The 23,946-nt window shown below is 56.6% G+C and carries 19 protein-coding genes; 13 read left to right on the top strand and 6 right to left on the bottom strand.

Going from position 1 to position 23,946, the window contains the following annotated elements:
* The 4 genes from MJ257_RS15460 to fadR all read right to left on the bottom strand — a co-directional run.
* Positions 1–1,807: SgrR family transcriptional regulator (locus tag MJ257_RS15460; protein WP_240270085.1), on the bottom strand; the 1,807-nt coding region annotated here is incomplete at its 3' end.
* Between the two features lie 366 nt (positions 1,808–2,173).
* Complete coding sequence (locus tag MJ257_RS15455; RefSeq protein ID WP_240270084.1) at positions 2,174–3,166, bottom strand: electron transfer flavoprotein subunit alpha/FixB family protein; 993 nt, start codon at positions 3,164–3,166, stop codon at positions 2,174–2,176.
* A 20-nt stretch (positions 3,167–3,186) separates the two neighbouring features.
* On the bottom strand, positions 3,187–3,954 hold the full coding sequence (locus MJ257_RS15450; RefSeq protein ID WP_240270083.1) for an electron transfer flavoprotein subunit beta/FixA family protein: 768 nt from the start codon (positions 3,952–3,954) through the stop codon (positions 3,187–3,189).
* A 303-nt stretch (positions 3,955–4,257) separates the two neighbouring features.
* Entirely contained in the window at positions 4,258–4,842 is a 585-nt protein-coding gene (gene fadR, locus MJ257_RS15445) for a fatty acid metabolism transcriptional regulator FadR (protein WP_240270082.1), read from the bottom strand.
* 296 nt (positions 4,843–5,138) lie between these two features.
* Between fadR and MJ257_RS15440 the strand changes: the two genes are divergently transcribed.
* The 7 genes from MJ257_RS15440 to MJ257_RS15410 all read left to right on the top strand — a co-directional run bounded on the left by MJ257_RS15440 (position 5,139) and on the right by MJ257_RS15410 (position 16,120).
* Positions 5,139–7,325 (top strand): (Fe-S)-binding protein, encoded by a 2,187-nt coding sequence (locus tag MJ257_RS15440; protein ID WP_240270081.1) that lies wholly within the window; start codon positions 5,139–5,141, stop codon positions 7,323–7,325.
* Between the two features lie 28 nt (positions 7,326–7,353).
* A complete protein-coding gene (locus tag MJ257_RS15435) occupies positions 7,354–9,750 on the top strand; it encodes a 3-hydroxyacyl-CoA dehydrogenase/enoyl-CoA hydratase family protein (RefSeq protein ID WP_240270080.1) in 2,397 nt (798 codons plus the stop codon).
* 23 nt (positions 9,751–9,773) lie between these two features.
* Positions 9,774–10,961 carry an acetyl-CoA C-acyltransferase gene (locus MJ257_RS15430; RefSeq protein ID WP_240270079.1) on the top strand — a complete coding sequence of 396 codons (1,188 nt, stop codon included), beginning with the start codon at positions 9,774–9,776 and terminating at the stop codon, positions 10,959–10,961.
* Between the two features lie 16 nt (positions 10,962–10,977).
* On the top strand, positions 10,978–12,762 hold the full coding sequence (locus tag MJ257_RS15425) for an acyl-CoA dehydrogenase FadE (RefSeq protein ID WP_240270078.1): 1,785 nt from the start codon (positions 10,978–10,980) through the stop codon (positions 12,760–12,762).
* A gap of 26 nt (positions 12,763–12,788) precedes the next feature.
* Positions 12,789–14,477 carry a long-chain-fatty-acid--CoA ligase gene (locus MJ257_RS15420; protein ID WP_240270077.1) on the top strand — a complete coding sequence of 563 codons (1,689 nt, stop codon included), beginning with the start codon at positions 12,789–12,791 and terminating at the stop codon, positions 14,475–14,477.
* 62 nt (positions 14,478–14,539) lie between these two features.
* Positions 14,540–14,956 (top strand): PaaI family thioesterase, encoded by a 417-nt coding sequence (locus MJ257_RS15415; protein ID WP_240270076.1) that lies wholly within the window; start codon positions 14,540–14,542, stop codon positions 14,954–14,956.
* An 84-nt stretch (positions 14,957–15,040) separates the two neighbouring features.
* A complete protein-coding gene (locus MJ257_RS15410) occupies positions 15,041–16,120 on the top strand; it encodes a glycosyltransferase family 4 protein (RefSeq protein ID WP_240270075.1) in 1,080 nt (359 codons plus the stop codon).
* A 64-nt stretch (positions 16,121–16,184) separates the two neighbouring features.
* Here MJ257_RS15410 and MJ257_RS15405 read toward each other — a convergent pair whose 3' ends face one another.
* Complete coding sequence (locus MJ257_RS15405; RefSeq protein WP_240270074.1) at positions 16,185–16,955, bottom strand: YheC/YheD family protein; 771 nt, start codon at positions 16,953–16,955, stop codon at positions 16,185–16,187.
* 167 nt (positions 16,956–17,122) lie between these two features.
* Here MJ257_RS15405 and MJ257_RS15400 point away from each other — a divergent pair, with 167 nt between their 5' ends.
* From MJ257_RS15400 to MJ257_RS15380, 6 genes are all read left to right on the top strand, one after another.
* On the top strand, positions 17,123–17,590 hold the full coding sequence (locus MJ257_RS15400) for a MarR family winged helix-turn-helix transcriptional regulator (protein WP_240270073.1): 468 nt from the start codon (positions 17,123–17,125) through the stop codon (positions 17,588–17,590).
* Positions 17,591–17,618: 28 nt separating this feature from the next.
* On the top strand, positions 17,619–18,911 hold the full coding sequence (locus MJ257_RS15395) for an MFS transporter (RefSeq protein WP_240270072.1): 1,293 nt from the start codon (positions 17,619–17,621) through the stop codon (positions 18,909–18,911).
* 106 nt (positions 18,912–19,017) lie between these two features.
* Positions 19,018–20,577 (top strand): spore germination protein, encoded by a 1,560-nt coding sequence (locus MJ257_RS15390; RefSeq protein ID WP_240270071.1) that lies wholly within the window; start codon positions 19,018–19,020, stop codon positions 20,575–20,577.
* 11 nt (positions 20,578–20,588) lie between these two features.
* Complete coding sequence (locus MJ257_RS15385) at positions 20,589–21,701, top strand: Ger(x)C family spore germination protein (protein WP_270406498.1); 1,113 nt, start codon at positions 20,589–20,591, stop codon at positions 21,699–21,701.
* A complete protein-coding gene (locus MJ257_RS24825; RefSeq protein ID WP_270406499.1) occupies positions 21,644–21,823 on the top strand; it encodes a Ger(x)C family spore germination C-terminal domain-containing protein in 180 nt (59 codons plus the stop codon). Before MJ257_RS15385 ends, MJ257_RS24825 begins: the two co-directional genes overlap by 58 nt.
* A gap of 24 nt (positions 21,824–21,847) precedes the next feature.
* The gene (locus tag MJ257_RS15380; RefSeq protein WP_240270070.1) at positions 21,848–22,954 is read left to right on the top strand and encodes a GerAB/ArcD/ProY family transporter; all 1,107 of its coding nucleotides are present in this window, start codon (positions 21,848–21,850) and stop codon (positions 22,952–22,954) included.
* A 31-nt stretch (positions 22,955–22,985) separates the two neighbouring features.
* Here the strand turns inward: MJ257_RS15380 and MJ257_RS15375 are convergent, their stop codons facing one another.
* Complete coding sequence (locus tag MJ257_RS15375) at positions 22,986–23,843, bottom strand: SDR family oxidoreductase (protein WP_240270087.1); 858 nt, start codon at positions 23,841–23,843, stop codon at positions 22,986–22,988.
* Positions 23,844–23,946: the final 103 nt, after the last annotated feature.

The raw sequence follows: 23,946 nt of genomic DNA, 5'->3' as shown, positions 1-23,946 counted from the left end.
ATCCCGCCGTCAGCGCCGAGGTCAGCCAAATGTCCTTGAAGTCCATCCAACCGAGGTTGTTGATCACGAGTCCGCGGATGGACGGGTGGACGTACGTGTTCAACATGCTGTGAACCAGAAAGGTGACCTGCGCCTCTTCCTGCAGCCGAAATTCGATTTGTTGCAGCAACGCCCTACGTTTCTCCGGCCTGCCGGACGCAAAAACCTCATTCACGATGCCGAACACCCAACGGCTTAGCTCCGGCGGCATATGCAGACGAATGAAGCTGTCCTCCTGCAAATAGCTCTCCAGCTCGCACACCTCGTCCTCGGCGAATACGAGGCACATCAAAATGGCATCGGATTCCCGAGCGGCCGATCTCGCCATCTCGGCTTTGCTATGGTACACGACTTCGACCGGGATCCCGATCGTGGCGCATTGCGATTGAATCCACTCCGCTTCCTCGCGTTCGAGATGATGGGCGGCCAGGCGGATCGGCTCGCCGGTATATCCCGATTCCTCCAGCAACTGACGGGCGGCTGCCGGGTCATGCCGGTGGATCCCCAGCGTCGTGTCATCGGTCGGTTGGAAGCTGCGCGCCGGATAACCGGATTTACCCGAGGCCCGGATCATCCCGGGGCGGTCGATCACCAGGTTCACCGCCTGCCGAAAGGCAAGCGATTGCTGCGGACCAAGCCGATTGCGGTTCCAGGAGATCAGGCTACAGCCCCGGCTTAACGTCTCGATGCGTTTCCAATCGTCGCCGGCCCGCGCGGGAACCCGCGAATCGTTCACGATCAGCTGCTCCCACTTGAGCTTGGAGGAATTCGGGATATCGTCGGGCAGAAAGACCAGGGTAACGCCGTCCAAATAAGGTCGACCGAGAAAATACCCCGCATGCACCTCCAGTTCCATCCGGCTCGGGCTCCAATGCGCGAGTCGGAAAGGGCCGGTGCCGCTCGGAAACTGCCAAAAGGCCGTTTCGTCCTTGCCGAGCAAATCGGCGGGAAGGACGGAAGCGCAGGAGGAGCAGAGCAGGCGGGGAAGCAGCCAATTCGGTTGATCTAGCGTGAACACGGCGGTTCGCGCGTCAATCGCCTCGATCCGGAGTACGGTCGACATTAACCAGCTGTTGGCCGAATTCTCCCGCAGCCGAGAAAAGGTGAAGACGACGTCCTCGGCGGTGAGCTCTTTTCCGTGATGGAAACGCACGCCTTTGCGCAAATGGAACGTCCACGACGTACCGGTCTCGTCATGTTCCCAGTTATGGGCGATCATGCCGGTGACCTGGCCCTTCGTTTGGTCGTATTGAACCAGCCGGTCGAAGATTTGCCGTACGAGATGGGAATCGAAGCCGTAAAACAGATGCGCTGGATCCAGCGTTAGCGGGGCTTTGTACACCGGCAGGCGAAAGATGTCCCGGCAGCTTTGGCCTGCGGCCAACTGTTTTTCCGCCCCAAACTGGTCATTCAGCCATTGAATGAACCGCTCCCGTGCGTTTTTGTCTTCTTCGTGCTGGTGAAGGAATTCGAATGCCGACCGGTATTCCCCTTTTTCCGCCAGCTTTTGGGCCAGGTCGATCAAGAAGTTTTCCCGGTTCGCCCGAAAAATCAAACGGGAGCGATGTCCTCGCCCTCGTCCCGGCGACCACTCGATCAGGCCTTCCTCCTGCAGCTTGCGAATAATCAGCTTTACGTTCCGCTCCGTGCAGTGAAACAGCTTCGTCAAATCCTCCAGCGCCACCTCGACTTCGCGGGGCTCCGCCGAATCGCCGCCCCCCTCGGAATAATGATTAAGCAGCGCCATATAACGCTCTGCGGTCAACATTCCCACGCACCTCCATTTTGTAAAAGGGGAAATGACTTTGGAATAGTATACTCTTTTTCTTCCTGCTTTTGAAGCAGATAATGGAAATATCCAAAAGGGCGGGCGTTACCGGCCCTGCAGGCAAGGAGGTTGTTCCATGAGTTACGAGGAGTTATACCGGAGGGAAAGAGAGATCAGAGAGTTCCATCAGTCGTTGAAAAGACCCGGCGGCCCCGGCTGCTTCAGGGGGATGGCCGTTCCTAAGCGACCGCGAAAAGTCCGTAAAAAAGCGGGGGGCCTAGGTACGTTGTTGCGGTCATTTTTTCAATTGTTCTATTGAGTCCAAACGTTAAAATGCCTGCATCGCGCGATGCAGGCATTTGTTTCTTAGGAGGGACGTCCAGCGAGGATTTTCTTGAACTGTTCGGTTAACAAGGGGACGATTTCGAATAGATCCCCAACGATGCCGTAATCGGCGACCTTGAAGATCGGTGCTTCGGGGTCCTTATTGACGGCGATGATGATCCGCGACTGGCTCATGCCGGCGAGATGCTGGATCGCGCCGCTGATGCCGCAGGCGATATAAATTTCCGGCGTGACCACCTTGCCGGTCTGACCGATCTGCAGGGCGTAGTCGCAGTAACCGGCATCGCAGGCTCCGCGGGAGGCACCGACGGCCCCGCCAAGGCTGTCCGCCAGTTCTTCCAGCACCTTAAAGCCGTCGGCGCTTTTGACGCCGCGTCCCCCGGACACGACGATCTTCGCTTCGGTGAGATCGACCTTGCCGGACACTTTACGCACCACGTCCTTAAGGATCGCGTGCAGAGGCGAAGGCGGGGCGAACTCCAAGGGGACGACCGTGCCCGTGGCAGCAGCCGGGGCAGCAGGGGGGAGGTTGTTGGGACGGAGAGTCACGATTCCGGTGTCTTCCGCCAGGCTTCTTCGCTCAAAGGCTTTGCCGGCATAGAGCGGACGCGTAAATGAAATGCCGCCGCCGACCTTGGTTACGGCCGTAACGTCGGAGATCTGCCCGCAAGCGAGCCGAGCCGCAAGCTGGGGGGCGAGATCGCGGCCGATCGCCGTATGACCGAGCAGGATCACGTTCGGTTCGTCCGGCAGCGCGGCCAGGGCCTGAATCACCGCTTCAAAGGCGAGCTCCGGCTGGTAAGCTTGGAGCTCGGCATGATCCAGCACCAACACCTGGCCATCTACATACCGGGCCAGCTCGGCTGCCGCATCATCGATTTGATGACCAAGCAGCACGGCCGCAAGCCGATCGCCTTCCTCCCGCAGCAGGTTAGCGGCATGAAGCGCTTCCAAAGAAACCTGGCGAAGCTTGCCGTCCTTCGTTTCGACGATCACCACGTACGTTTTGCTCATGATTAACGCCTCCTTCAGATTTAAATGACCTTCGCTTCGGAGCGCAGCAGCCGAACCAATTCCGCCGTCTGCTCGGCGGGCGAGCCGGCCAGCAGCTTGCCGGCTTGGCGTGCCGGCGGCAGGGAGAGGCCGAGCCGCTGCGTTTTCGGCGTGATCTCGTCTTCGCTTAGTCCCAGATCAGCCAGCGACAACTCGCGGAACGGTTTCTTCTTGGCCTTCATGATCCCCGGGAGCGAAGGATAACGCGGTTCGTTTAAGCCCTGTTGCGCCGTCATGACGGCGGGCAGCATCAGCTCCAGCGTCTCGGCGTCGCCTTCGGCATCCCGCACGACGGTGGCTCGGTCCCCGTTCACGGCGAGCCCGGTAATCGACGAGACGTGGGGGAGAGCAAGCAGCTTGGCGATCCGCACGGCGACTTGACCTGCCCCGTTGTCGACCGAGAAATTGCCGCCCAAGATGAGGTCATAGTTCAGCGTTTGCAGGAAAGCGACGAGCAGGCGGGAGATGCCGTATTCGTCCGTATCGATCGCCTCCGTGGCGATCCGCACGGCTTCATCTGCTCCCATGGCCAATGCGGTGCGCAGCGCCTCGGCCGTTCTTTCCGGCCCCGCCGACACGACCGTCACGGTGCCGCCATGGGCCTCTTTCAGGCGCAGCGCTTCCTCCACCGCATATTCGTCGTAAGGATTAATCACGAACTTGACGCCGTCCTCGCTCACTTTTCCGTCGGTAATGACGATTTTTTCCTCCGTGTCGAAGGTTTGTTTCAGGATGACAACCACATGCATACTTGCCAACTCCTTTCGAGGGTAAAAGTAGAATGGGGCATGATAAAATGAGCGCGTCTGAACCTTGGCATAGGCGCTAACGCTTACCAACGGGCTTATTTGGGCTAAAAGCAGGACTTGTCATAACTAACGCTTGCCAGTCACGCTATTGGATCGGATGCCGCGATCTTCCGCATGAAAACTCCAAAATAAGCTGTCTGACAAGCGTTACATGCCGCACGTTCGGTTTATGAGACCGGTTAGCGATTGACATAAGCGTTAGAACTCATAAACTCATACATGCGTACATGCGAAATAGAGGAGCTACTTCTTCATCGCGCGCAGGAAAAAATCCACGGTGTTCTCCACTTGGCCGGAGAGGGAATATTTCATCCCGGAAATGAGCCAGGAGGTGACGACTTCGTCCAGCGCTCCGAAAATCAACTGCCGGGATAACTTCGTATCGAGGTCGGTACGAAAGGATCCTTCCTCGATCCCTCTTCTCAAGATATGCTCAATCAGCGTGATATAGGGCTTCACGGCGAGGCCGATGGCCTTACGAAGTTCGAGGGAGCTTTGCCGCAACTCGATTTGCGTGACGTAAGCAAAATTGACGTTTTGCTCCAGATGGGTGAAGTGGATTTCGCACACTTTACGCAGCGCTTCTTCGGCCGTGTTCGTTTCGCGGATGCTCTGATGGAACAGCTCGACCAGTTTGCCCAGCCGATCTTGGAAGAGAGAGATTAGGATATCTTCCTTATTTTTGAAATATAAATAAATCGTACCGTCCGCAACGCCGGCCTCCTTGGCGATTTTAGACACCTGGGAGCCGTGAAACCCGTTCTCCGCAATGACTTTTTCTGCCCCATCCAAAATCATTTCAAATTTTTCCTGTTTCCTACTTGTCATCGGGCCACCTCAATGCTAAAATTTAAACCAGCTGAATGAACCGTCATTCATTTTCTTAATCTTAGGGGAACAACGCACCGGTTGTCAAGATTCAATCCTTAAGATTTTAATTAAACCTCAGCTTGTAAACGCTTACCACTGTTGTCCTATTAAATCACCCATCTCAATCGCAGCAACCAACGTTCTCCACTGCATGTACCACTAAATCCTGCCGAATATCTCTAACTAAATGAACCATCATCCGACATTCATTTCTCCTATGAAAAAAAATGCCATGAAGGAGGGTCGTTCGAATTATGGTCACGTTTTGGCTAACGCTGAACACTTTGCTGTTTGCGGCCGTCACGGGATACGCCGTGTTTGCGTTCTATCAGGCCGTATACCGCCGGTTTCTTTATCTGCGGTTTGGTCGGCCGACCGATTTTCGCGCCAGGCGCGGAGGAGCCCAGGGCGAATTCTGGTCGCAGGTGTTCGGGCAGAAGAAGCTGCTCAAGGACCGGAAAAGCGGTTTGATGCACGTCGTTGTGTTCTATGGATTCATCGTGCTGCAGTTTGGGGCGATCGATTTGATTGTCAAAGGGCTGTCGCGCGGCGGCCACCTGCCGCTGCCGGCTTACGAGCTGTTCGGGTGGTTCCAGGAGTTTACCGCGCTGGCGATCCTCCTCGCGATGGGGTACGCCGCTTACCGCCGTTATATCGAGAAATTACCGCGTTTGAAGAAGGGCTGGAAACCCGGCATCGTCGTGATCTTTATTTATTCCCTAATGGTTTCGGTCCTGTTGTCGCTGGCTTTCGAGCGCGTCTGGATGGGGCTTGAGTTCTCTTGGTACGCTCCGGTCTCGTCGGCCATCGCCGCCGCATTCGCCGGGCTGCCTGCCGCCGCTGCGGAAGCCGTCTTTTACGTGTTCTGGTGGCTGCACCTGTTGATCCTGTTGTCCTTTCTCGTTTACGTCCCCCAGTCGAAGCACTTTCATCTCATCATCGCGCCGATCAACATCTGGCTGCGCCGCCGCGAACCGCATGGCCGGCTGCAGAGCCTCGACCTCGAGGACGAAGAAGCGGAAAGCTTCGGCGTGGGCAACATCGAAGACTTCACGCAAAAGCAAATGCTCGACTTCTACGCCTGCGTGGAATGCGGCCGCTGCACCAGCGTCTGCCCGGCGGCAAGCACCGGCAAAACGCTGTCGCCGATGCATCTGATCACGAAGCTGCGTGATCATCTCACCGAGAAGGGCGCCGCGGTAACGGGCAAATCGCCGTGGGTGCCGGCGAATGTGTTCGGCTCCGCCGGCGTCCATGCGGTGGCGGCCGGTGCAGGGCACGCCGCACCGGCCTGGGATAGCGCTTCGGGCATTACCGACATCCGCCCGACGCTGGATTGGCAGAAGGCGGCCTGGCAGCCGGCCTCCCACGACAAAGCCGTAACCGAGCTTGAGCTGATCGGCGACGTCATGACCGAAGAGGAAATCTGGTCCTGCACGACGTGCCGCAACTGCGAGGATCAATGTCCGGTCGGCAACGAACACGTCGACAAAATCGTAGACCTGCGCCGTCATCTGGTGTTGATGCAGGGCAGCGTGCCTGCGGAAGGGCAGCGCGCGATGCAGAACATCGAACGCCAAAGCAATCCTTGGGGCATCAGCCGCAACGACCGCGCCGCCTGGACCGGCGAGCTGGAGGGCATCCCCGTACCGACGGTCAAGGAGAATCCGGCTTTCGACATTTTGTTCTTCGTCGGATCGATGGGCTCCTACGATTTGCGCAGCCGCAAAATCACGCGCGCGTTCGTGCGGCTCTTAAACGAAGCGGGCGTCAATTTCGCCATCCTTGGCAATGAGGAGCGCAACTCCGGCGATACGCCGCGCCGGATGGGCAACGAGCTCTTGTTCCAGCAGCTGTGCCAGGAGAACATCGCGACGTTCCAACGGTACGGGGTGCGCAAAATCGTCACCGCTTGCCCGCATACGTTTAATACGTTGAAAAACGAATACCCCGAATTCGGTCTGGAGGAGGTGGAAGTGCTGCACCATACGCAGCTGCTGGAGCAACTGATCCGCGAAGGGCGGTTGAAGCCGACCCACCGGGTGAGCGAACGGGTCACCTATCACGATTCTTGCTATCTCGGGCGGTATAACGGCGTTTATGACGCCCCTCGCGAGGTGCTGCAGGCCGTGCCCGGCGTGGAGCTGATCGAGATGGCCCGGTCGCGGGAGAACGGGATGTGCTGCGGCGCCGGCGGCGGGCTGATGTGGATGGAGGAAACCGCCGGCAAACGGATCAACTTGGCCCGTACCGAACAAGCGCTGGAGGTCCGTCCCAGCATGGTCAGCAGCGCGTGCCCTTACTGCCTGACGATGCTGGAGGATGGCACGAAACTCAAGGAAGTGGACGGCCAAGTGAAGGCACGGGATATTGCCGAAATTCTGGAGCTGTCCGTGTTTGGCGAACAGGCGGCCGATCCGGTCCCCGCTTTAACTCAATGAAATCCCAATGTCATAGGAGGTAGTTCAAATGAACAAACCGATCCGGAAAGCAGCCGTCATCGGCTCCGGCATCATGGGCTCCGGCATCGCCGCCCAGCTGGCTAACGTGGGCATCTCTTGCCTGCTGCTCGACATCGTCCCGCAGCGGCTCACCGACGCGGAGATGGCCGCCGGGCTGACGCTCGACCATCTATCGGTGCGCAATCGCCTCGCGACGGCGGCGATTGCCGGACTGGCCAAGACGAAACCCGCCCCGCTTTATGACAACGCTTTCGCCGAGCGGATCACGCCCGGCAACCTGGAGGATCACTTGCCGCTGATTGCCGATGTGGATTGGGTCATCGAGGTCGTCGTCGAGAACCCCGGAGTCAAGCAGCAGCTGTTAGCCCAGGTGGAGCGCCACTGGAAACCGGGAACCCTCGTCAGCTCGAACACGTCGGGCATTTCGATTAACGCGATGGCCGAAGGCCGGTCCGAGGAATTCCGGCGGCATTTTCTCGGCACGCATTTCTTTAACCCGCCGCGTTACATGAAGCTGCTGGAGATCATACCCGGGCAAACGACCGCCCCGGAGCTGGTCCAAAGCTTAAGCCGTTTCTGCGAACGTACGCTGGGCAAAACGGTCGTGCTCGCCAAAGACACGCCGAATTTCATCGCTAACCGCATCGGCACTTACGGGCTGCTGGTGACGCTGCGCGAAATGGCGGAGAAAGGGTATACCGTCGAAGAAGTGGATGCGGTCACCGGACCGGCGATGGGCCGCCCGAAAAGCGCCACTTTCCGCACTTTGGATCTGGTCGGACTTGATACGTTCCTGCATGTGGCCGATAACGTGTATGCCAATGTGACGGAGGAGGCGGAGAAGCAAGTGTTTGCCGCGCCGGAATCGCTTAAGGAAATGGTTTCCCGCGGCTGGCTCGGAGAGAAGAGCGGGCAGGGCTTTTACCGGAAAATCAAAGGGGACCGGGGAAGCGAGATTTTTTCCTTGAATCTCCAGACGATGGACTACGGCCCGCAGGGTAAGGTGGCGTCCGCTTCTTTGGAAGCCGCCAAGCTGGCGAAAGGCGCCGCCGCCAAAACGAAAGCGCTGCTCGGTACCCCAGACCGCTACTCGCAGTTGGCCTGGGATGTGCTTAAGCAAGTGTTGATCTATTCCGCCGCCAAGCTAGGCGAAATCGCCGACAGCATCCGCGAAATCGATGAGGCGATGAAATGGGGCTTCAACTGGGAGCTAGGCCCGTTCGAAACGTGGGACGCCATCGGATTGATCCGCTCGGTCGAGAAGATGGAGGCGGAAGGGCTGACGGTACCGGCCTGGGTTAAAGATTGGATTGCACGGGGGAATGCCTCGTTCTATAAAAAAGACGGCGGCTCCCTCTTCCAGGCCGCGGTTGGTGGATATGCGCCAGTGGAGCTCCCGCCGGAACAGATCTCGCTTCGCGATCTGAAGGCGCAGAACCAAGTGGTTCGCAGCAACAGCGGCGCCAGCTTGATCGACCTCGGCGACGGCGTGGCCTGCCTGGAGTTTCATTCGCCGAACAATGCGATCGGCGCGGATATTCTGCAGATGATCTCGCACAGCATGGACGAGGTGCGCGACAACTTCGAAGGCCTCGTCATCGCCAACCAGGGCCGTAATTTCTGCGTAGGCGCCAACCTCATGCTGCTTCTAATGGAGGCGCAGGACGAGGAATGGGATGAAATCGACGACATCATCCGTCTGTTTCAGAACACGATGTACCGGCTGAAACGGTTCGAGAAGCCGGTGATCGCCGCGCCGCACCGCATGACGCTGGGCGGCGGAGTGGAGGCGTGCATGCCGGCCGATCAGGTGATCGCCGCCGCCGAAACGTATTACGGGCTCGTCGAGGTCGGCGTGGGTCTGATCCCTGCGGGCGGAGGCTGCAAGGAACTGGCGCTACGGGCCAGTCAGCAGGCGTCCCTCGCGGATGCCGATGTCCAGCCTTATATCAACCAATACTTCCAAACGGTGGGCACCGCCACGGTTTCAAGCAGCGGCCATGATGCCAAACGATTAGGCCTCTTAAAACAGACCGACCGAGTCGTGCTGAATCCCGACCATACGATTTATGAGGCGAAGCAGGCTGTGCTGAAGCTGGCGGGAAGCGGGTATGAGCCGATTCCGGAAACAAAGTTCCGCGTCGTCGGCTCCGAAGGGAAAGCGGTGTTGCAATTGGGCGCGCTGGGTATGCACGAAGGCGGCTACATCAGCGACCACGATCTGTTGATCGCGAACAAGCTGGCCCATGTGCTGGCGGGCGGCGACGTTCCGGCGGGAACGTTCGTGACGGAGCAATACATGCTTGACCTGGAACGCGAGGCGTTCCTGAGCTTATGCGGGGAGCCGAAGACGCGTCAGCGCATGCAGCACATGCTGAGCAAAGGCAAACCGCTGCGCAACTAATCGAGAGGGAGAGTGAGTCTACGATGAAAGAAGCTGTAATCGTATCGACAGCACGAACGGCGGTGGGGAGAGCCAAAAAAGGCAGCCTGACCCAAACGCGTGCCGACGATTTGGGCAAGATCGTGCTGGATGCGGCGGTGGAGCGCGCTCCCGGGCTAAGCAAAGCGGATGTCGAGGACATCATCATCGGCTGCGCGATGCCGGAAGGCGAGCAGGGGCTAAACTTCGCGCGCATTATGGCGTTATACGCCGGTTTCCCGGTGACGGTGCCGGCCCTTACCATCAATCGCTTCTGCTCGTCCGGACTGCAGGCGATCGCTTTCGCGGCGGAGCGGATCATGCTGGGTCAGGCCGACGTGTTGATCGCCGGCGGGGTAGAAAGCATGAGCCACGTGCCGATGACCGGCTTTAAGGTGTCGCCGAATCCGCGGATCGTAGCCGAGATGCCGGAGGCGTACATGGCGATGGGCCATACGGCGGAACGCGTCGCCGAGCGGTTTGGCGTCTCCCGGGAGGATCAGGACCGTTTCGCCTTGAATTCGCATCTTAAAGCGGCCCGGGCCATCGCCGAAGGCAAGTTCAAGGAGGAGATCGTTCCGTTTGAGGCGGAACACCGCAGCTTGGATGAGCGCGGGAAAGTCAACGTGAAGCGCTTTGTCTTCGACACCGACGAAAGCGTGCGCGGCGACACGACCCTGGAGGCACTGGCCAAGCTGAAACCGAGTTTTAAGCAAGGCGGTACCGTGACCGCGGGGAACTCCTCCCCGATGAACGACGGGGCGGCGGCCGTCGTCGTCATGAGCCGGGAGAAAGCCGAGGCACTGGGGCTTCAACCATTGGCTACGTTCCGCTCCTTCACCGTGGCCGGCGTAGAGCCGGAGCTGATGGGCGTGGGACCTGTGAAGGCGATTCCGAAGGCGCTTGCGGCAGCCGGCATTACGCGGGACGATGTGGATCTGTTCGAAATCAACGAGGCTTTTGCTTCCCAATGCCTGCACGTGATCCGTGAATTGGGTCTGGACGAGGACAAAGTGAATGTAAACGGCGGCGCGATCTCCCTAGGGCATCCATTGGGCTGCACCGGCACGAAGCTGTCCATTTCGCTGATCCACGAGCTGCGTCGCCGGGGCGGCGGGTACGGAGTCGTGTCGATGTGTATTGGCGGCGGCATGGGGGCGGCCGGCGTATTAGAAGTTCATCCCATTAATTAATGAAGGAGAGGATCGCATGAGCAACGAAACGATGGAGAAAATTGCAGGCGGCAGCTTCGTCATCGCGGACATCGACTACACTCGGGTCGTGACCCCGGAGGACTTCAACGAAGAACAGCGGATGATCGGGGAGACGACGGAGGAATTTGTAAAAACGGAAATTCTTCCGCGGGACGAGGAGATCGAGCATCTGAACTATGAGTTGACTGCCGATTTGCTGCGCAAAGCGGGCGAAGTGGGGCTGCTCGGCGCTGACGTGCCCGAAAGCTACGGCGGCATGGGACTTGATAAGGTCAGCACGACGCTGATCAGCGAGAAGCTGACCAAAGCGTCCTCGTTTGCGCTTTCGGCTGGAGCCCATGTCGGGATCGGGACGCTGCCGATCGTCTACTTCGGGACCGAAGCGCAGAAGCAGAAATATTTGCCGAAGCTGGCGACGGGCGAGCTGCTCGCGGCTTATTGCCTGACGGAGCCTTCCTCGGGGTCCGATGCGCTAGGCGCCAAAACGACGGCCGTGTTGTCGGAGGATGGCACTCATTATGTGTTGAACGGCACCAAGCAGTTTATTACCAACGCCGGTTTCGCCGACGTGTTCATCGTTTACGCCAAAGTGAACGGCACGGACTTCAGCACGTTTATCGTTGAGCGGAGCATGGAGGGAGTCAGCATTGGACCGGAGGAGAAAAAGATGGGGATTAAAGGCTCATCCACATGCCCTCTCATTCTGGAGGACGTGAAGGTACCGGTCGACAACCTCCTATGGGAAGTGGGCAAAGGCCATTTGATCGCCTTTAACATCCTGAATATCGGGCGCTTCAAATTGGCGGCGGGATGTCTTGGCTCGTCCAAGGACGCCATCGAGTACACAGCGAAATACGCGAATGAACGCACCCAGTTCGGTCAAAAAATTTCGTCGTTCCCGCTGATCGGCAAAAAGCTGGCGGAGATGAATACGCGCACATACGTGTTAGAAAGTATGGTTTACCGCACCGCCGGCCTGTTTGACGTCGGCTTGGCCGACGTAGACCACGGCAGTGCCGACGTAGGTTATCAATCGGCCAAGGCGATTGCTGAATATCAATTGGAATGCTCGATCAACAAAGTGTTCGGGTCCGAGGCGCTGGATTTTGTTTCGGACGAAGGGGTGCAAATCCACGGTGGTTATGGATTTACGCAAGAATACCGGATCGAGCGGATTTATCGCGACTCGCGGATCAACCGGATTTTTGAAGGCACGAACGAAATCAACCGTCTCCTGATCCCCGGCAGCCTGGTGAAACGCGCGATGAAAGGGGAGTTGCCGCTGCTTTCCGCCGCACAGAAGCTGCAAGCGGAGCTGATGGAGCCGATGCCAAGCCGGACGTTCGAAGGGACGCTCGAGGAGGAAGCGCATCTGCTGTCCATGTCCAAAAAGATCTTCCTGATGGCCGGGGCCCAGGCTGTGCAGAAATATCAGTTGAAACTGGAACGCGAGCAGGAGGTGCTGAGCCATTTGGCGGATATGATGATCGTCATTTACGCGATGGAAAGCGCGCTGCTTCGTACACAGAAGCTGATCGCGCGTGCCGGCGAAGACAAGGCGGAGCTTCCGATCGCCATGACCCGCGCGTTCATCCATGAAGAATTCAGCAAAATCGAAGCTTGGGCCAAGGAAGTGTTAAGCTACATGGAACAAGGGGATCTGCTGCGCACTCAGCTGTCCATCCTCAAAAAATTGACAAAGCGTTCGGCCGTGAATACGCTGTCATTAAAACGGCAAATCGCCTCCAAAGTGATTCAGGCGGAGAGATACGTTTTGTAAAAATTGCGAGGTTGGGAGGCAGGCGTATGACAAGGAAACCTTGGCTGAAGTTTTATCCCGCTGAAGTACCGCCCACCTATGATTATCCAAAGCATAATCTCGCTCATTTCCTGGAACTTTCCGCCGATCGGTATCCCGAAGTTACGGCTCTGGAATTCATGGGAAAGAAAATGACGTATCGCGTTTTGTTGGAACAGACGTACCGGTTTGCGAATGCCCTGCGGAAGCTGGGCATTCGCAAGGGAGACCGGGTAGCCATCATGTTGCCGAACTGCCCGCAGGCGGTGATTGCGTATTACGGTACCCTGCTGATGGGCGGCATTGCAGTGATGACGAATCCGCTGTATATGCCCAGGGAACTGGAGCATCAGCTGAGTGATGCCGGCGCACGCGTCATGGTCACCCTTGACCCGCTCGTCGAACGCGTGAGAACGGCGACGAAGCTGCAACCGCTGGATTACATCATCGCCACATCGATCAAGGATTATCTGCCTTTTCCCAAGAACCTCCTGTATCCGATCAAAGCCAAGAAAGACGGCATGGCCGCTCATTTGAACTATACCGATCGGCTGCTCGCCTTCCCGGCATTCCTCACCGGCGGAAGCCCGGAACCGTTCCGCGTCGAACTCGATCCCGAGCAGGATTTGGCTTTGTTGCAGTATACCGGCGGAACGACGGGTTTTGCCAAAGGCGTCATGCTGACGCATATGAATCTGGTGGCCAACACGATTCAGAATCAGCTCTGGTTCTACCGTTCCCGTTTGGGGAAAGAGAAGTATTTGGCCGCGCTTCCTTTTTTTCATGTGTTCGGAATGACGGTGTTACTGAATCAATCGGTCGCTTTGGGCGGGACGTTGCTGATGCTGCCGCGTTTTGACATCCATCAGGTGCTGCAGGTGATCCATCACAAGAAGCCGACGGTTTTCCCCGGCGCGCCGACGATGTACGTGGCCATCATTAACCACAAGGATATCGCAGGGTACGATTTATCCTCGATCAATGTGTGCGTTAGCGGTGCGGCACCGCTGCCGCTGGAGGTTCAAACCCGGTTCGAGGAAGTGACAGGTGGGAAGCTGATCGAAGGCTATGGCTTGACCGAAGCTTCGCCCGTCACCCACGCCAACAATATCTGGGAGACGCGGAAGAGCGGGTCGATTGGGATCCCTTTTCCCGACACCGACGCGATGATTGTGCATCCGGACACGCTTGAGGAAGTTCCGGTCGGCGAAATCGGCGAGCTTGCCGTGCGTGGGCCGCAGGTGATGCGGGGGTATTGGAACCGGCCGGAGGAGACGTACAAGACGCTGCGCGACGGCTGGCTGCTGACCGGCGACCTGGGGCGGATGGACGAAGACGGCTTCTTCTATATCCTGGACCGCCGCAAGGATTTGATCATTGCCGGCGGGTATAACATCTATCCGCGCGAAGTCGAGGAAGTGCTGTTCGAGCATCCGGACGTGGAGGAGGCGATCGTGGCCGGAATTTACGATCCGTACCGTGGCGAGACCGTCAAGGCGTACATTGTGCTGAAGGAAGGCGCGTCTCCGGACGCAGAGGCAATCAAGCGCTGGTGCAAGGAGAAATTGGCTGCCTACAAGGTGCCGAAGGTTTACGAGTTTCGCGACAGTCTCCCCAAGACGCTGGCGGGCAAAGTGCTGCGCCGTAAGCTTGTAGAGGAAGAAGCGGAACGCCAGATCCCCCCGCAAGCAAAGTAACGAGGGGCTGAAGTCCCCCGGGGACAAAATAACGCGTCGACATGAACGGGAGGTCGTTAAATATGAAAGCGGATTCAGAAGAGCTGCGGCAGCGTCTGGAGCTGTGGAATCAAGCCGCGGTCGGTTCGTTCGTCGATTACCTGGGCTGCCGGGTGGATGAGGCGAACGAACGCAGGGTCGTCATGACCCTGGACATCCGTCCGCACCATCTGAATTTGATCGGCATTGTCCATGGCGGCGTCCACGCGACGTTGATCGATTCGGCCATGGGGCTTCTGGCGATGATCGCCAAACCGGAGGCTAGCGTCGTCACGACGAACCTGAACCTGAATTATGTGACCAAAGCCGAGCAAGGGCGGATTACCGTCACCGCCGAGCTGGTTCACGCATCTCGCAAATCGGTCACGACGATGGCGTATGCCCGGCTGGATCATGGAGAAATCTGTGCATTCGGGACGGGAACGTTCCGCGTCACCTGACAGCTTGGGTGATTGCCTCGGTGCAAGAGGCTCGCCTTGCGCATATGGTAAATAGACGCAAGCCATATGTGCAAGGAGGAGCCTATGAACCTATTAATGGTGGCGCCCGAGCAAATACCGGTTCCCGGCAGCGGTTCGGTGGAGATCAGCATGTTGGCCATTGCCAAGCAGTTGGCGGTGAACCATACGGTGACGCTGATCAGCAGAACAGGCCGAGGCCTACCGCACGTCAGCCGGTTGGGAAGATTAACGATCGTCCGCGTAAGGACCGGCAGTCCAAGCCGATATATCGCATCCGTGCTTCGATATATCCGGGGGCGGCGCTACGATTTGATCCAGGTGGATAACCGCCCGCATTACATGGCCAAAATCAAAGCCGCATACCCGCATACTCCTGTAACCCTATTTCTGCACTCGCTGACGTTCGTAAAGGCGACGACGCGGGTGAACGAAAGCTTAGGCAAAGCCGACCTGATCATTGCCAACAGCGACTCGCTCAAATCGAGCTTGGCCGCTCGCTTCCCCCGCCATGCGGGTAAGATCCGCAAGGTACATCTCGGCGTCGATACCGGACGGTTCAGACCGGCGGAAGGGGGGGCCGGCCGTTCGGGCCGCAAGTTCCGCGTGTTGTTCGCCGGCCGGGTGATTCCGCGTAAAGGTGTCCCGGTCCTGATTCGGGCGATCGGACTCGTGCGTAAGGAATATGGGGCCGTCGAATTAACGGTGATCGGCCGGGGCCAGCCAAGCTACGTGAGGGAACTGAAACGGCTGGCGCGCGCCAAAGGAGTTCCGGCCAAGTTCGTCGGGAAAATCCCGCATCACGCCATTCACCGCAAGTTTCGCTCGGCCGACTTGTTTGCCTGTCCCTCACAGGAACATGAAGCGTTTGGGCTTGTGAACGTGGAAGCGATGGCTTCCGGACTCCCCGTCATTGCCTCCAATATCGGTGGGATCGGGGAGATCGTCAGACATGGAGCCAACGGTTATCTGGTGGACGCGTTTACCAAGCCGGAGGAGCATGCCAAATGGATATTGAAGCTGGCAAAGGACCGCGACCTGACCGCTAAAATGTCCAGGCAAGCGCGAAAGGACGCCGTTGAGCGGTTCAGTTGGAAGCAAACCGCAGGCAGGCTGATGGGAATTTATCGGCAGTTTGGTTCTTGAACTAACGAAAACCGGATGGAAGGCGCCTATATGGCTGCCATCTCCGTCCGGTTTTTCGTTGGTTTCATTTATATTTTCCGTAAGCCCGGGCATATTTCATGATCGTGTGGAAGATGTTCTTGTCCTTTAACTTTCGGAAGATGAATGGATCCGGGGAAGTGTTAACCTCAAGGATCCACGGCCGCAGTTTTTGGTCGATCGCCACGTCCACCCCGATTTCGCGCAGCCCGGGAAAACTGGTTTTCAGGTGGTTAGCAATATCCTCGCCGAAGGTTTGCAGCATATGCATATACGACTTGAGACGCGGACCTTTCAGATAAGGCGAAAGCAGCTTCTCCGCCGCCACAATCTTGCCGTCGCTGTGGTAATTGGTGACGATCTTCTTCGGATGACCCAGTCTGCCGATGACGCCGGTCGTCTTCCAGATCTTCTGGGGAGTACGTTGAACCATGACGCGAAGATCGAATCGGCGTTGATCATATCGCAGCAATTCAATGCCTTGTTGGATCAGGTATCGGCCTTTCAGCTTATGCTTACGGATCGAAGCGTAAAGTTCGTCGATCGAACCGAAGGCACGAACGGTTTTATCGAGTTGGAATTGATAAGTTTCCTGCCGCTGGTAGGGCTTGAATTCAACCCGCATGACTCCTTTTCCCCAGGTGCCGTTCACGGGCTTGACGTAGACCATTTTATATTTCATTAGCATATTCTGCAGATGCTCTTTAGTGAATCGGCGTGTTTCGGGGAGGTACGCCCGCAGCTCGCTGCTTTGCATCAAGGCTGCGTTTTTCTTCCATTTGCTGGTGACATGACGCGGATGGCGCGATGATTTCATAAGTGAATATCCCCTTTCAAATTCGTATAGGGTAGTGTATTCCTCCGCCTTGAAAAGGGAGAAGATAATCACCTATTGAACCTGAAAATAGACAACGGCTGGTTTGACCCAAAGTAGTTTGATAGCATATAATTGTTACGACAACTAAATGGGAGGAACGAATGCGAATGACCACGAACCATCCGCGAAGCGAGCTTGCGGTGGGCTTTATCATGGGTGTCGCTTACCGTAAAATCGCCGCCTTGCTTCAGCACCGCCTGAAGAGCTATGAGATCACGCCGGAGCAGTGGTCCGTACTGAATCAGATCGATCTGGCGAACGGGCTGATCCAGAAGGAGATCGCGGATCGCACCGGAAAGGACAAGCCGACGACAACCCGGATTATCGACCTTTTGGAAAGCAAAAGCCTGATCTACAAGCAGCCGGGGCTGCAGGACCGTAGATCCTTTCTAGTCTACGCTACGGAACGGGGAAAAGAATTGATCCGCGAAACCGCGCCGATCGAGCAAAGCGTAACCGAAGAAGTCAAGCGCATCATGAGCGGGGAGGAATACACACTGCTGATGGAGCTGCTGCAACGGATCAATATCCATTTCAGCGATCCTCATGTTGTCGATGGCGAAATAGAGAAGTAAGAGCATGGAGAAGGAGAGAATAAGCAGCATGACGTTATCATCGAATCGACAATCTGAATCGGAACGACTTTGGACGAGATCGTTTATCTCATTAACGATCTCTGCTTTTTTATTGTTTTTAAATTTGCATATGCTGTTATCCACGTTTTCGTCTTACGTCAAAATCGAGTTTGCAGCAAGCGATCTGCAGGTAAGCCTCGTGACCAGCGTGTTTGCCGGATCGGCGATCCTTACCCGTTTTCTGGCAGCCGTCCTGCTGCGAAGAGTTTCCCCGAACGCGCTGCTGCTCATCGGATTAATCATCGCGGCCACGGCGACGGTACTGAATAGCGTTGCCGGGTCGCTAGGTGCCCTCCTGTTGGTTCGAGCCGTCTACGGGATCGGCTTCGGCATCGGCAGTACGCTTCTGCCAACGTTTGTTTCGCGTATCATTCCGCTCCCTCGTATGGGGGAAGGGATCGGATACTTCGGGTTATCCAGCAGCCTGGCGATGTCGATCGGACCGATAATCGGCTTGAATGTCATGCGGGAGCTTGGTTTTGGTCCGCTTACGCTGATCGGAACGACGGCCGTCCTGCTGATGTTTCCGTTGTTGCTGCTAACCCGGGCGCTCCCGTCGATCCGGCCAGCGAAGCTGATCGAAACGCAGCGGCCCTCAACGCATCGGCCGCAGGGCGAAGGCGCTGCCCACGCGAAACAACGTCCGGCGTTTAATCGGAGACTCGTGTTTCCAGCCGTACTCAACATGATCTTAGCGATCACCTACAGCGGTCTCTTGAGTTTCATTGCGCTCTTCGGCGAGTTTGTCCATTTGGAGCAGGTTGGATTGTTTTTCCTGTTTAATGCGGTGACGGTCGTTTTGATCCGCCCGGTTTCGGGACGAATATTTGACGCCAAAGGACACGCCGCCGTCTTGATTCCAGCGGCGCTTATCGTCATCGCGAGCATGTTAATCCTATCGTTTACGACAACGCTGCCGCTGCTAATCCTATCGGCCCTTCTGTACGGGTTGGGCTTCGGGGCGATCCAGCCGACCCTCCAAGCCTGGATGCTGCGTACCTCCAAGCCGGAGCAGTACGGGGCCGCTAACAGCATGTTCTATAACTCCATGGATTTTGGCGTTGCCGTCGGCGCGGTTCTTCTGGGGGCCATCGCTTCCGGTACCGACTACGCGGTAATGTACCGGTATTCCGCGGGATTTATGGGGATGTTCCTGGCGTTCTATCTCACGGTACAGATGGCGAAACGGACCCGGCGCTCGAAACGGAAAACCTCCACGGATGATAAACCGGCCACTGATATACAAAGCTCCAGCTTTTAGCTGGGGCTTTTTTCTTGCGGTTTCAATCAGTGCCGTACAGACGCATACCTAATTTGGATATGGCACATATTACAAATTACTACTGTTTAAATACCGGAGGCACGTAATGAGAAGAGTCAACCGAAACCGTCCCCCCCATATCCGGCGGAAGAACAAAGCGGAATCGATCACGGATGGGCTTCAAGAAGCGGCCAACCGCCCTATAGGCAGATCCCCCGCCGATGCGGTCGTTATGATCCAGGAAGCTTTGGGAAACAGCCCGGATATCAACATCCGCAAAATGGCCAACGAGAAATTCGTCGTCAGTTATATCGACAGCTTGATCGATCCAAAGCTGTTAAGCGAGCTGATGAGTAACCTCGAAACCCTGATTCAAGAAGGGGGAGAGGCCGTTTCGAAGGAGAAGTTCGCGGATTCCATTAGCGCGGGAAGCGTGAAGCCGGCAAACACAGAGCGCGATCTGCTAGCCGGCTTGCTAACCGGAGCGGCGGTTGTCCTCATCGACGGATTGGAAGGCGCAATGGTTGTTTCCATTCCCGGAGGATCGCGGCGATCCGTCGAAGAGCCCTCTTCCCAGACCGTGATCCGCGGACCGAAGGAAGGCTTTACGGAAGACCTCTCGACGAACCTATCGCTGCTCCGCAAACGGTTGAGAACCCCGGATTTGCGCTATGAAAACCGTGTGATCGGCACGTATACCCAAACTCGGGTGGTCGTGGCCTATATCCGGGGAATCGCCCAGTCGTCCGTGGTGGAGGAAGTCTTGAAACGGCTGGATGCCATCGATACCGACAGCATTCTGGAGAGCGGTTATATCGAGGAGTTTATTCAGGACCGCGCCTTCACCCCGTTTCCGACGATTTTAAATACCGAGCGTCCCGATACAGTAGCCGGATCCCTTTTGGATGGGCAAGTCTCCATCCTGATCGACGGTACCCCTTTCGCGTTAGTCTGTCCGGTGACGTTCTTTAAGTTTTTCCTATCTAGCGAAGACTATTATCAAAGGTACGATATTTCTTCTTTTCTGCGGAATATTCGTTTATTTTCCTTCTTGGTCGCGATGCTGCTCCCATCCCTGTATATTGCGGTTACGACATTCCATCCGGAGATGCTCCCCACCACGATGCTGATCAGCATCGCGGCCCAACGGGAAGGGACGCCGCTTCCGGCACTGCTGGAAGCGATGTTGATGGAGATTACCTTCGAGGTGATTCGGGAAGCCGGCGTCCGCATGCCGCGGGTGGTGGGCCCAGCGATTTCGATCGTGGGGGCGCTGGTACTGGGCCAAGCTGCAGTTCAAGCCGGGCTCGTCTCAGCTGTTATGGTCATTATCGTGTCGTTTACGGCTATTGCCAACTTCGTTATTCCGACATTCGCCATGTCGGCGGCCGTGCGTTTAATTCGTTTCGGTCTCATGATTTTGGCTGGATCTTTTGGGCTTTACGGCATCCTGTGCGGCGTGATTCCGCTGCTGATGCATTTGGTCTCGCTACAATCTTTTGGCGTTCCTTATTTCCTTCCGGTCGCTCCGCTAAGCTGGTCTAACATGAAGGACGTGTTTATCCGCTTGCCATGGCCCAGAATGAATAAGCGCCCTGAATTTATCAGTATTCACAACCAGGTGAGACAAGGCAAAGGCCCGGAAAAGGGTCAAAATGAATCCTAGGAGAGTGCGAGATGCGCCGGATCTTGTTGTGCTGCGCTGCCGTCCTAGCGTGTATGGCGACGGTAGGCTGCTGGAACCGCACGGAGTTGGACGAATTAGGCATTACCGTTGCCAATGGATTTGACCGCAGCGGAGACGACTGGGAGATGACTCATCAGGTCATCGTCCCGTCGGCTAGCGGGGCGAGCCAAGGCGGAGGAAGCGCCGGGGGCGGTTCCCAGCCGAGCGTATACGTATTCACGACGAAAGGAAAAACGATTCGCGAAGCCGCCGACCGAGGATACACGGAAAACCCGCGTCGGTTATATTTCGGTCATACCGATATCATCGTGATCGGGAAGGAAGTCGCCGAAAGAGGCATCGAGCAAGTTCTAGATTTGTACTTTCGCAATATTGATGCTCGCGAAACCGTACTCGTCGCGGTGACGGACGGCAAGGCAAGCGAAATCATGCGCAAAATGGTCCCGCCGGAAAAAATTCCGGGTACGGCTCTTGCCGAGATTTTGAGGAAACAAAACAGCTCCTCGTCCTACTTTCCGGTCGTCAATGTATTTCAAATGGCTCAGAAGCTGGTTTCCGACGCTCAGACGGTCGGCGTGCCGGAAATCATCGTCACGAAAGGGAACGCCAAGGCATTGGAATCGCTGGACGTGAATAAGACCACTTCGCCGCCCGTCAAGATGAAGGTTGAACGGTTAGGTGTCCTTCATCAAAACCGGCTCGTCGGATATCTTAACCGCGACGAAAGTTACGGGATCTCATGGTTGACGAATCAGATCAAGGGCAGCACGATATCGTTCTCGTGTTCCGGCGCGGCTGCCAAGACTAAGAATGGAACCGTTCGGATTACCAGCGCCAAGACCAAGGTAACGCCGGTCCGGGCCGGGGAGCAGCATTACAACATGCGGGTGGAAACGGAAGCGAGCGGAGATTTGCTGATGGAATTTATGTGCGAAGAGGATTTGTCCAAGCCGCAAAGCATTAAAGGCATCGAAAAGGCGGTAGCGGAGGAAATTCGGAACAAAATCGAAATGGGGTGGGAGGCGAGCCGAAGCTGCGGGTCGACTTGCCCGGATTCGCCGATAAAATTCACCGCAAAGATCCGAAAACCTGGAAGAAGCTGAAAAACGACTGGAGCGAGGAGTTAACCCGGATCGAATTAGACATCCGCGTAAAGGTGAAGCTGCAGCGTCCCGGCTTGACCAAGAAGTCGTTCGATACATTGCTGAACCAGGAGCAGAAATGATCCGTAGGAAGGAGGGCATACTTCATGGAATCCAAAAAGAGCAGAATACCCGATTTTATCGCCAGCTTCGCATTGTTTGAAGTCGGAAGCACCACCTTATTCCAGATCGGCGCCGAAGCGAAGCAGGATGCCTGGCTGGTGATGCTCCTCGCGGCGTTGGCCGGGTTGCTGCTGCTCCTGATGCATCTGGCCATTCACCGCCTCGATCCGAAGCGGGATTTGTTCGAATTATGCCGAACCTATTTCGGTAAAGTCGCAGGAACGTTTGTCGGTGGTATTTTTGCGGCATACTTCGCTTACGAGGCTTCGCGTAACCTGAGGGATTTGGGAGAACTCGCTGCATATATGCTATTGAACCGAACCCCATTAGGGGTCATTATACTGATCGCCGTTCTGGTGATCGCCAACAGCGTCAGATATGGACCCCGTGAGGTGTTTCTGATCTGCTTAGTCATGATCCCCTTTATTATGGTTAGTTATTTAATACTTATCTCCATGATTGCCGGGGTTGGCTTGATTCATGTCGAGAACATGCTCCCCGTATTGGAAAACGGGCTTCTGCCGGTGATGAAGAACGTTCCGGACGTCATTTCTTTCCCGTTTGGGCAGACCGTGCTGTTTCTGGTTTTTTTTCCGATGATCCGTCAAGAGAAGAATATGCGCAGATCCATTCTGGCCACATACGGAATAACCGCGTTGTTTCTGATCCTCGTCAACCAGATCAATGTTCTGGTGCTGGGTCCAAAGCTGGCGGAGACGCTCACCTTCCCGTTGTTGCAGGTCGTGCAGCAGATCGAACTGGTAGAGGTATTCGAAAGAATGGATATTTTGTTCGTGCTCGTCCTGTTTATCGGACTGGGGACCAAGCTCGTTCTCTTCTTTATCGGGGCGGTGGCGGGGGGCTCACGGATCACTGGCACGCCTTATAAAAAATGGGTCGTCCCGTTTGCGATCTCGATTTTCGGCATGTCGTTTATCTCTCCCAATTTTACGCATCATCTCTGGGTAGGAATCGATTTGGTCCTCAAATGGTATCCCATCATCCAAATCGGCATGCCGGCGATTCTGTTCATCCTGATCCTGGTTCGCAAAAGCAAGAGAAGAGGGGAGGAAGAACGGGAAATTGCCTAGTTCGTCGATGGCCTCCCCTTCTAACAGCCGGTTATTTGCCCTTCCGCGTCAGTTCGGAGAGCCGATCCCATTCCTCCTTCGTGACTTCGGCAAGATTGTTGAACTGGCCGGCGCCCCGCAGCCATTCGCCGCCGTCAATCGTGATGACCTCGCCATTAATGTAGGCAGCGGCGTCCGAAATGAGGAAAGCGGCCAAGTCCGCCAATTCCTGCGGGCGGCCGGTTCGGCCAAGCGGGACGCGCCCCAGCATCTTCTCTGCGAGTTCCGGCGTGGGAGACAAGCGGGACCAGGCTCCTTCCGTCGGAAACGGACCCGGCGCGATCGCCACCTGGCGGATTCCGTAGGGCGCCCATTCGACGGCGAGAGAGCGGGTCAGGGCCAATACGCCGGCTTTGGCTGCCGCAGAGGGAACGACGTAACCTGAGCCGGTCGAAGCGTATGTGGTGGCGATGTTCAGCATCGTCCCCGGTCGTTTCTGCTCGATCCAACGTTTCCCGACTTCCAGCGTCATATAAAACGTACCGTGCAGCACAATGCCCAACACGGCGTCAACGGCTCGCGGCGACAAGCGTTCAGTCGGGCTGATGAAATTGCCGGCGGCGTTATTGACCAGCACGTCGATGCTCCCGAAATACCGCCATACGGCGTCAACGCAGTCGCGTACCTGTTCGGGATCACGCACGTCGCAGCACTGTGCGAGCACCTCGCCGCCGCAGCCGGCCGTCATTTCTTCCGCCGCGCTGCGCAACACCTCCTCGCGACGCCCGCAGATGGCGACCTTGGCCCCGAGCTGCAGAAACCGTTCCGCCATGGCCCGGCCCAGTCCCGTGCCTCCTCCGGTAATCAGGATCGTCGTTTCCTTCAGCAGTTCCTTCGAAAACGCTTCCATAACTTCACGCTCCTCGATCGATTTGTACATCTGATACCATGATATTCGCCTGCCAAGCTCGTTATCCTGTTACTCGTAAGCGAACGAAGGCATAAAAAAAGCA

The sequence above is a fragment of the Paenibacillus timonensis genome, from assembly GCF_022427145.1.
Taxonomy (GTDB): domain Bacteria; phylum Bacillota; class Bacilli; order Paenibacillales; family Paenibacillaceae; genus Fontibacillus; species Fontibacillus timonensis.
This window is presented reverse-complemented; position numbering and strand designations above follow the sequence as displayed.

Excerpts from the sequence above, each read along its gene's own strand:
- MJ257_RS15390 (WP_240270071.1), top strand. The coding sequence starts at position 19,018 with ATGAGAAGAGTCAACCGAAACCGTCCCCCCCATATCCGGCGGAAGAAC.
- MJ257_RS15435 (WP_240270080.1), top strand. The coding sequence starts at position 7,354 with ATGAACAAACCGATCCGGAAAGCAGCCGTCATCGGCTCCGGCATCATG.
- MJ257_RS15405 (WP_240270074.1), bottom strand. The coding sequence starts at position 16,955 with ATGAAATCATCGCGCCATCCGCGTCATGTCACCAGCAAATGGAAGAAA.
- MJ257_RS15385 (WP_270406498.1), top strand. The coding sequence starts at position 20,589 with ATGCGCCGGATCTTGTTGTGCTGCGCTGCCGTCCTAGCGTGTATGGCG.
- MJ257_RS15440 (WP_240270081.1), top strand. The coding sequence starts at position 5,139 with ATGGTCACGTTTTGGCTAACGCTGAACACTTTGCTGTTTGCGGCCGTC.
- MJ257_RS15375 (WP_240270087.1), bottom strand. The coding sequence starts at position 23,843 with ATGGAAGCGTTTTCGAAGGAACTGCTGAAGGAAACGACGATCCTGATT.
- MJ257_RS15430 (WP_240270079.1), top strand. The coding sequence starts at position 9,774 with ATGAAAGAAGCTGTAATCGTATCGACAGCACGAACGGCGGTGGGGAGA.
- fadR (WP_240270082.1), bottom strand. The coding sequence starts at position 4,842 with ATGACAAGTAGGAAACAGGAAAAATTTGAAATGATTTTGGATGGGGCA.
- MJ257_RS15450 (WP_240270083.1), bottom strand. The coding sequence starts at position 3,954 with ATGCATGTGGTTGTCATCCTGAAACAAACCTTCGACACGGAGGAAAAA.
- MJ257_RS15395 (WP_240270072.1), top strand. The coding sequence starts at position 17,619 with ATGACGTTATCATCGAATCGACAATCTGAATCGGAACGACTTTGGACG.
- MJ257_RS15410 (WP_240270075.1), top strand. The coding sequence starts at position 15,041 with ATGAACCTATTAATGGTGGCGCCCGAGCAAATACCGGTTCCCGGCAGC.
- MJ257_RS15415 (WP_240270076.1), top strand. The coding sequence starts at position 14,540 with ATGAAAGCGGATTCAGAAGAGCTGCGGCAGCGTCTGGAGCTGTGGAAT.
- MJ257_RS15420 (WP_240270077.1), top strand. The coding sequence starts at position 12,789 with ATGACAAGGAAACCTTGGCTGAAGTTTTATCCCGCTGAAGTACCGCCC.
- MJ257_RS15380 (WP_240270070.1), top strand. The coding sequence starts at position 21,848 with ATGGAATCCAAAAAGAGCAGAATACCCGATTTTATCGCCAGCTTCGCA.
- MJ257_RS15425 (WP_240270078.1), top strand. The coding sequence starts at position 10,978 with ATGAGCAACGAAACGATGGAGAAAATTGCAGGCGGCAGCTTCGTCATC.
- MJ257_RS15455 (WP_240270084.1), bottom strand. The coding sequence starts at position 3,166 with ATGAGCAAAACGTACGTGGTGATCGTCGAAACGAAGGACGGCAAGCTT.
- MJ257_RS15400 (WP_240270073.1), top strand. The coding sequence starts at position 17,123 with ATGACCACGAACCATCCGCGAAGCGAGCTTGCGGTGGGCTTTATCATG.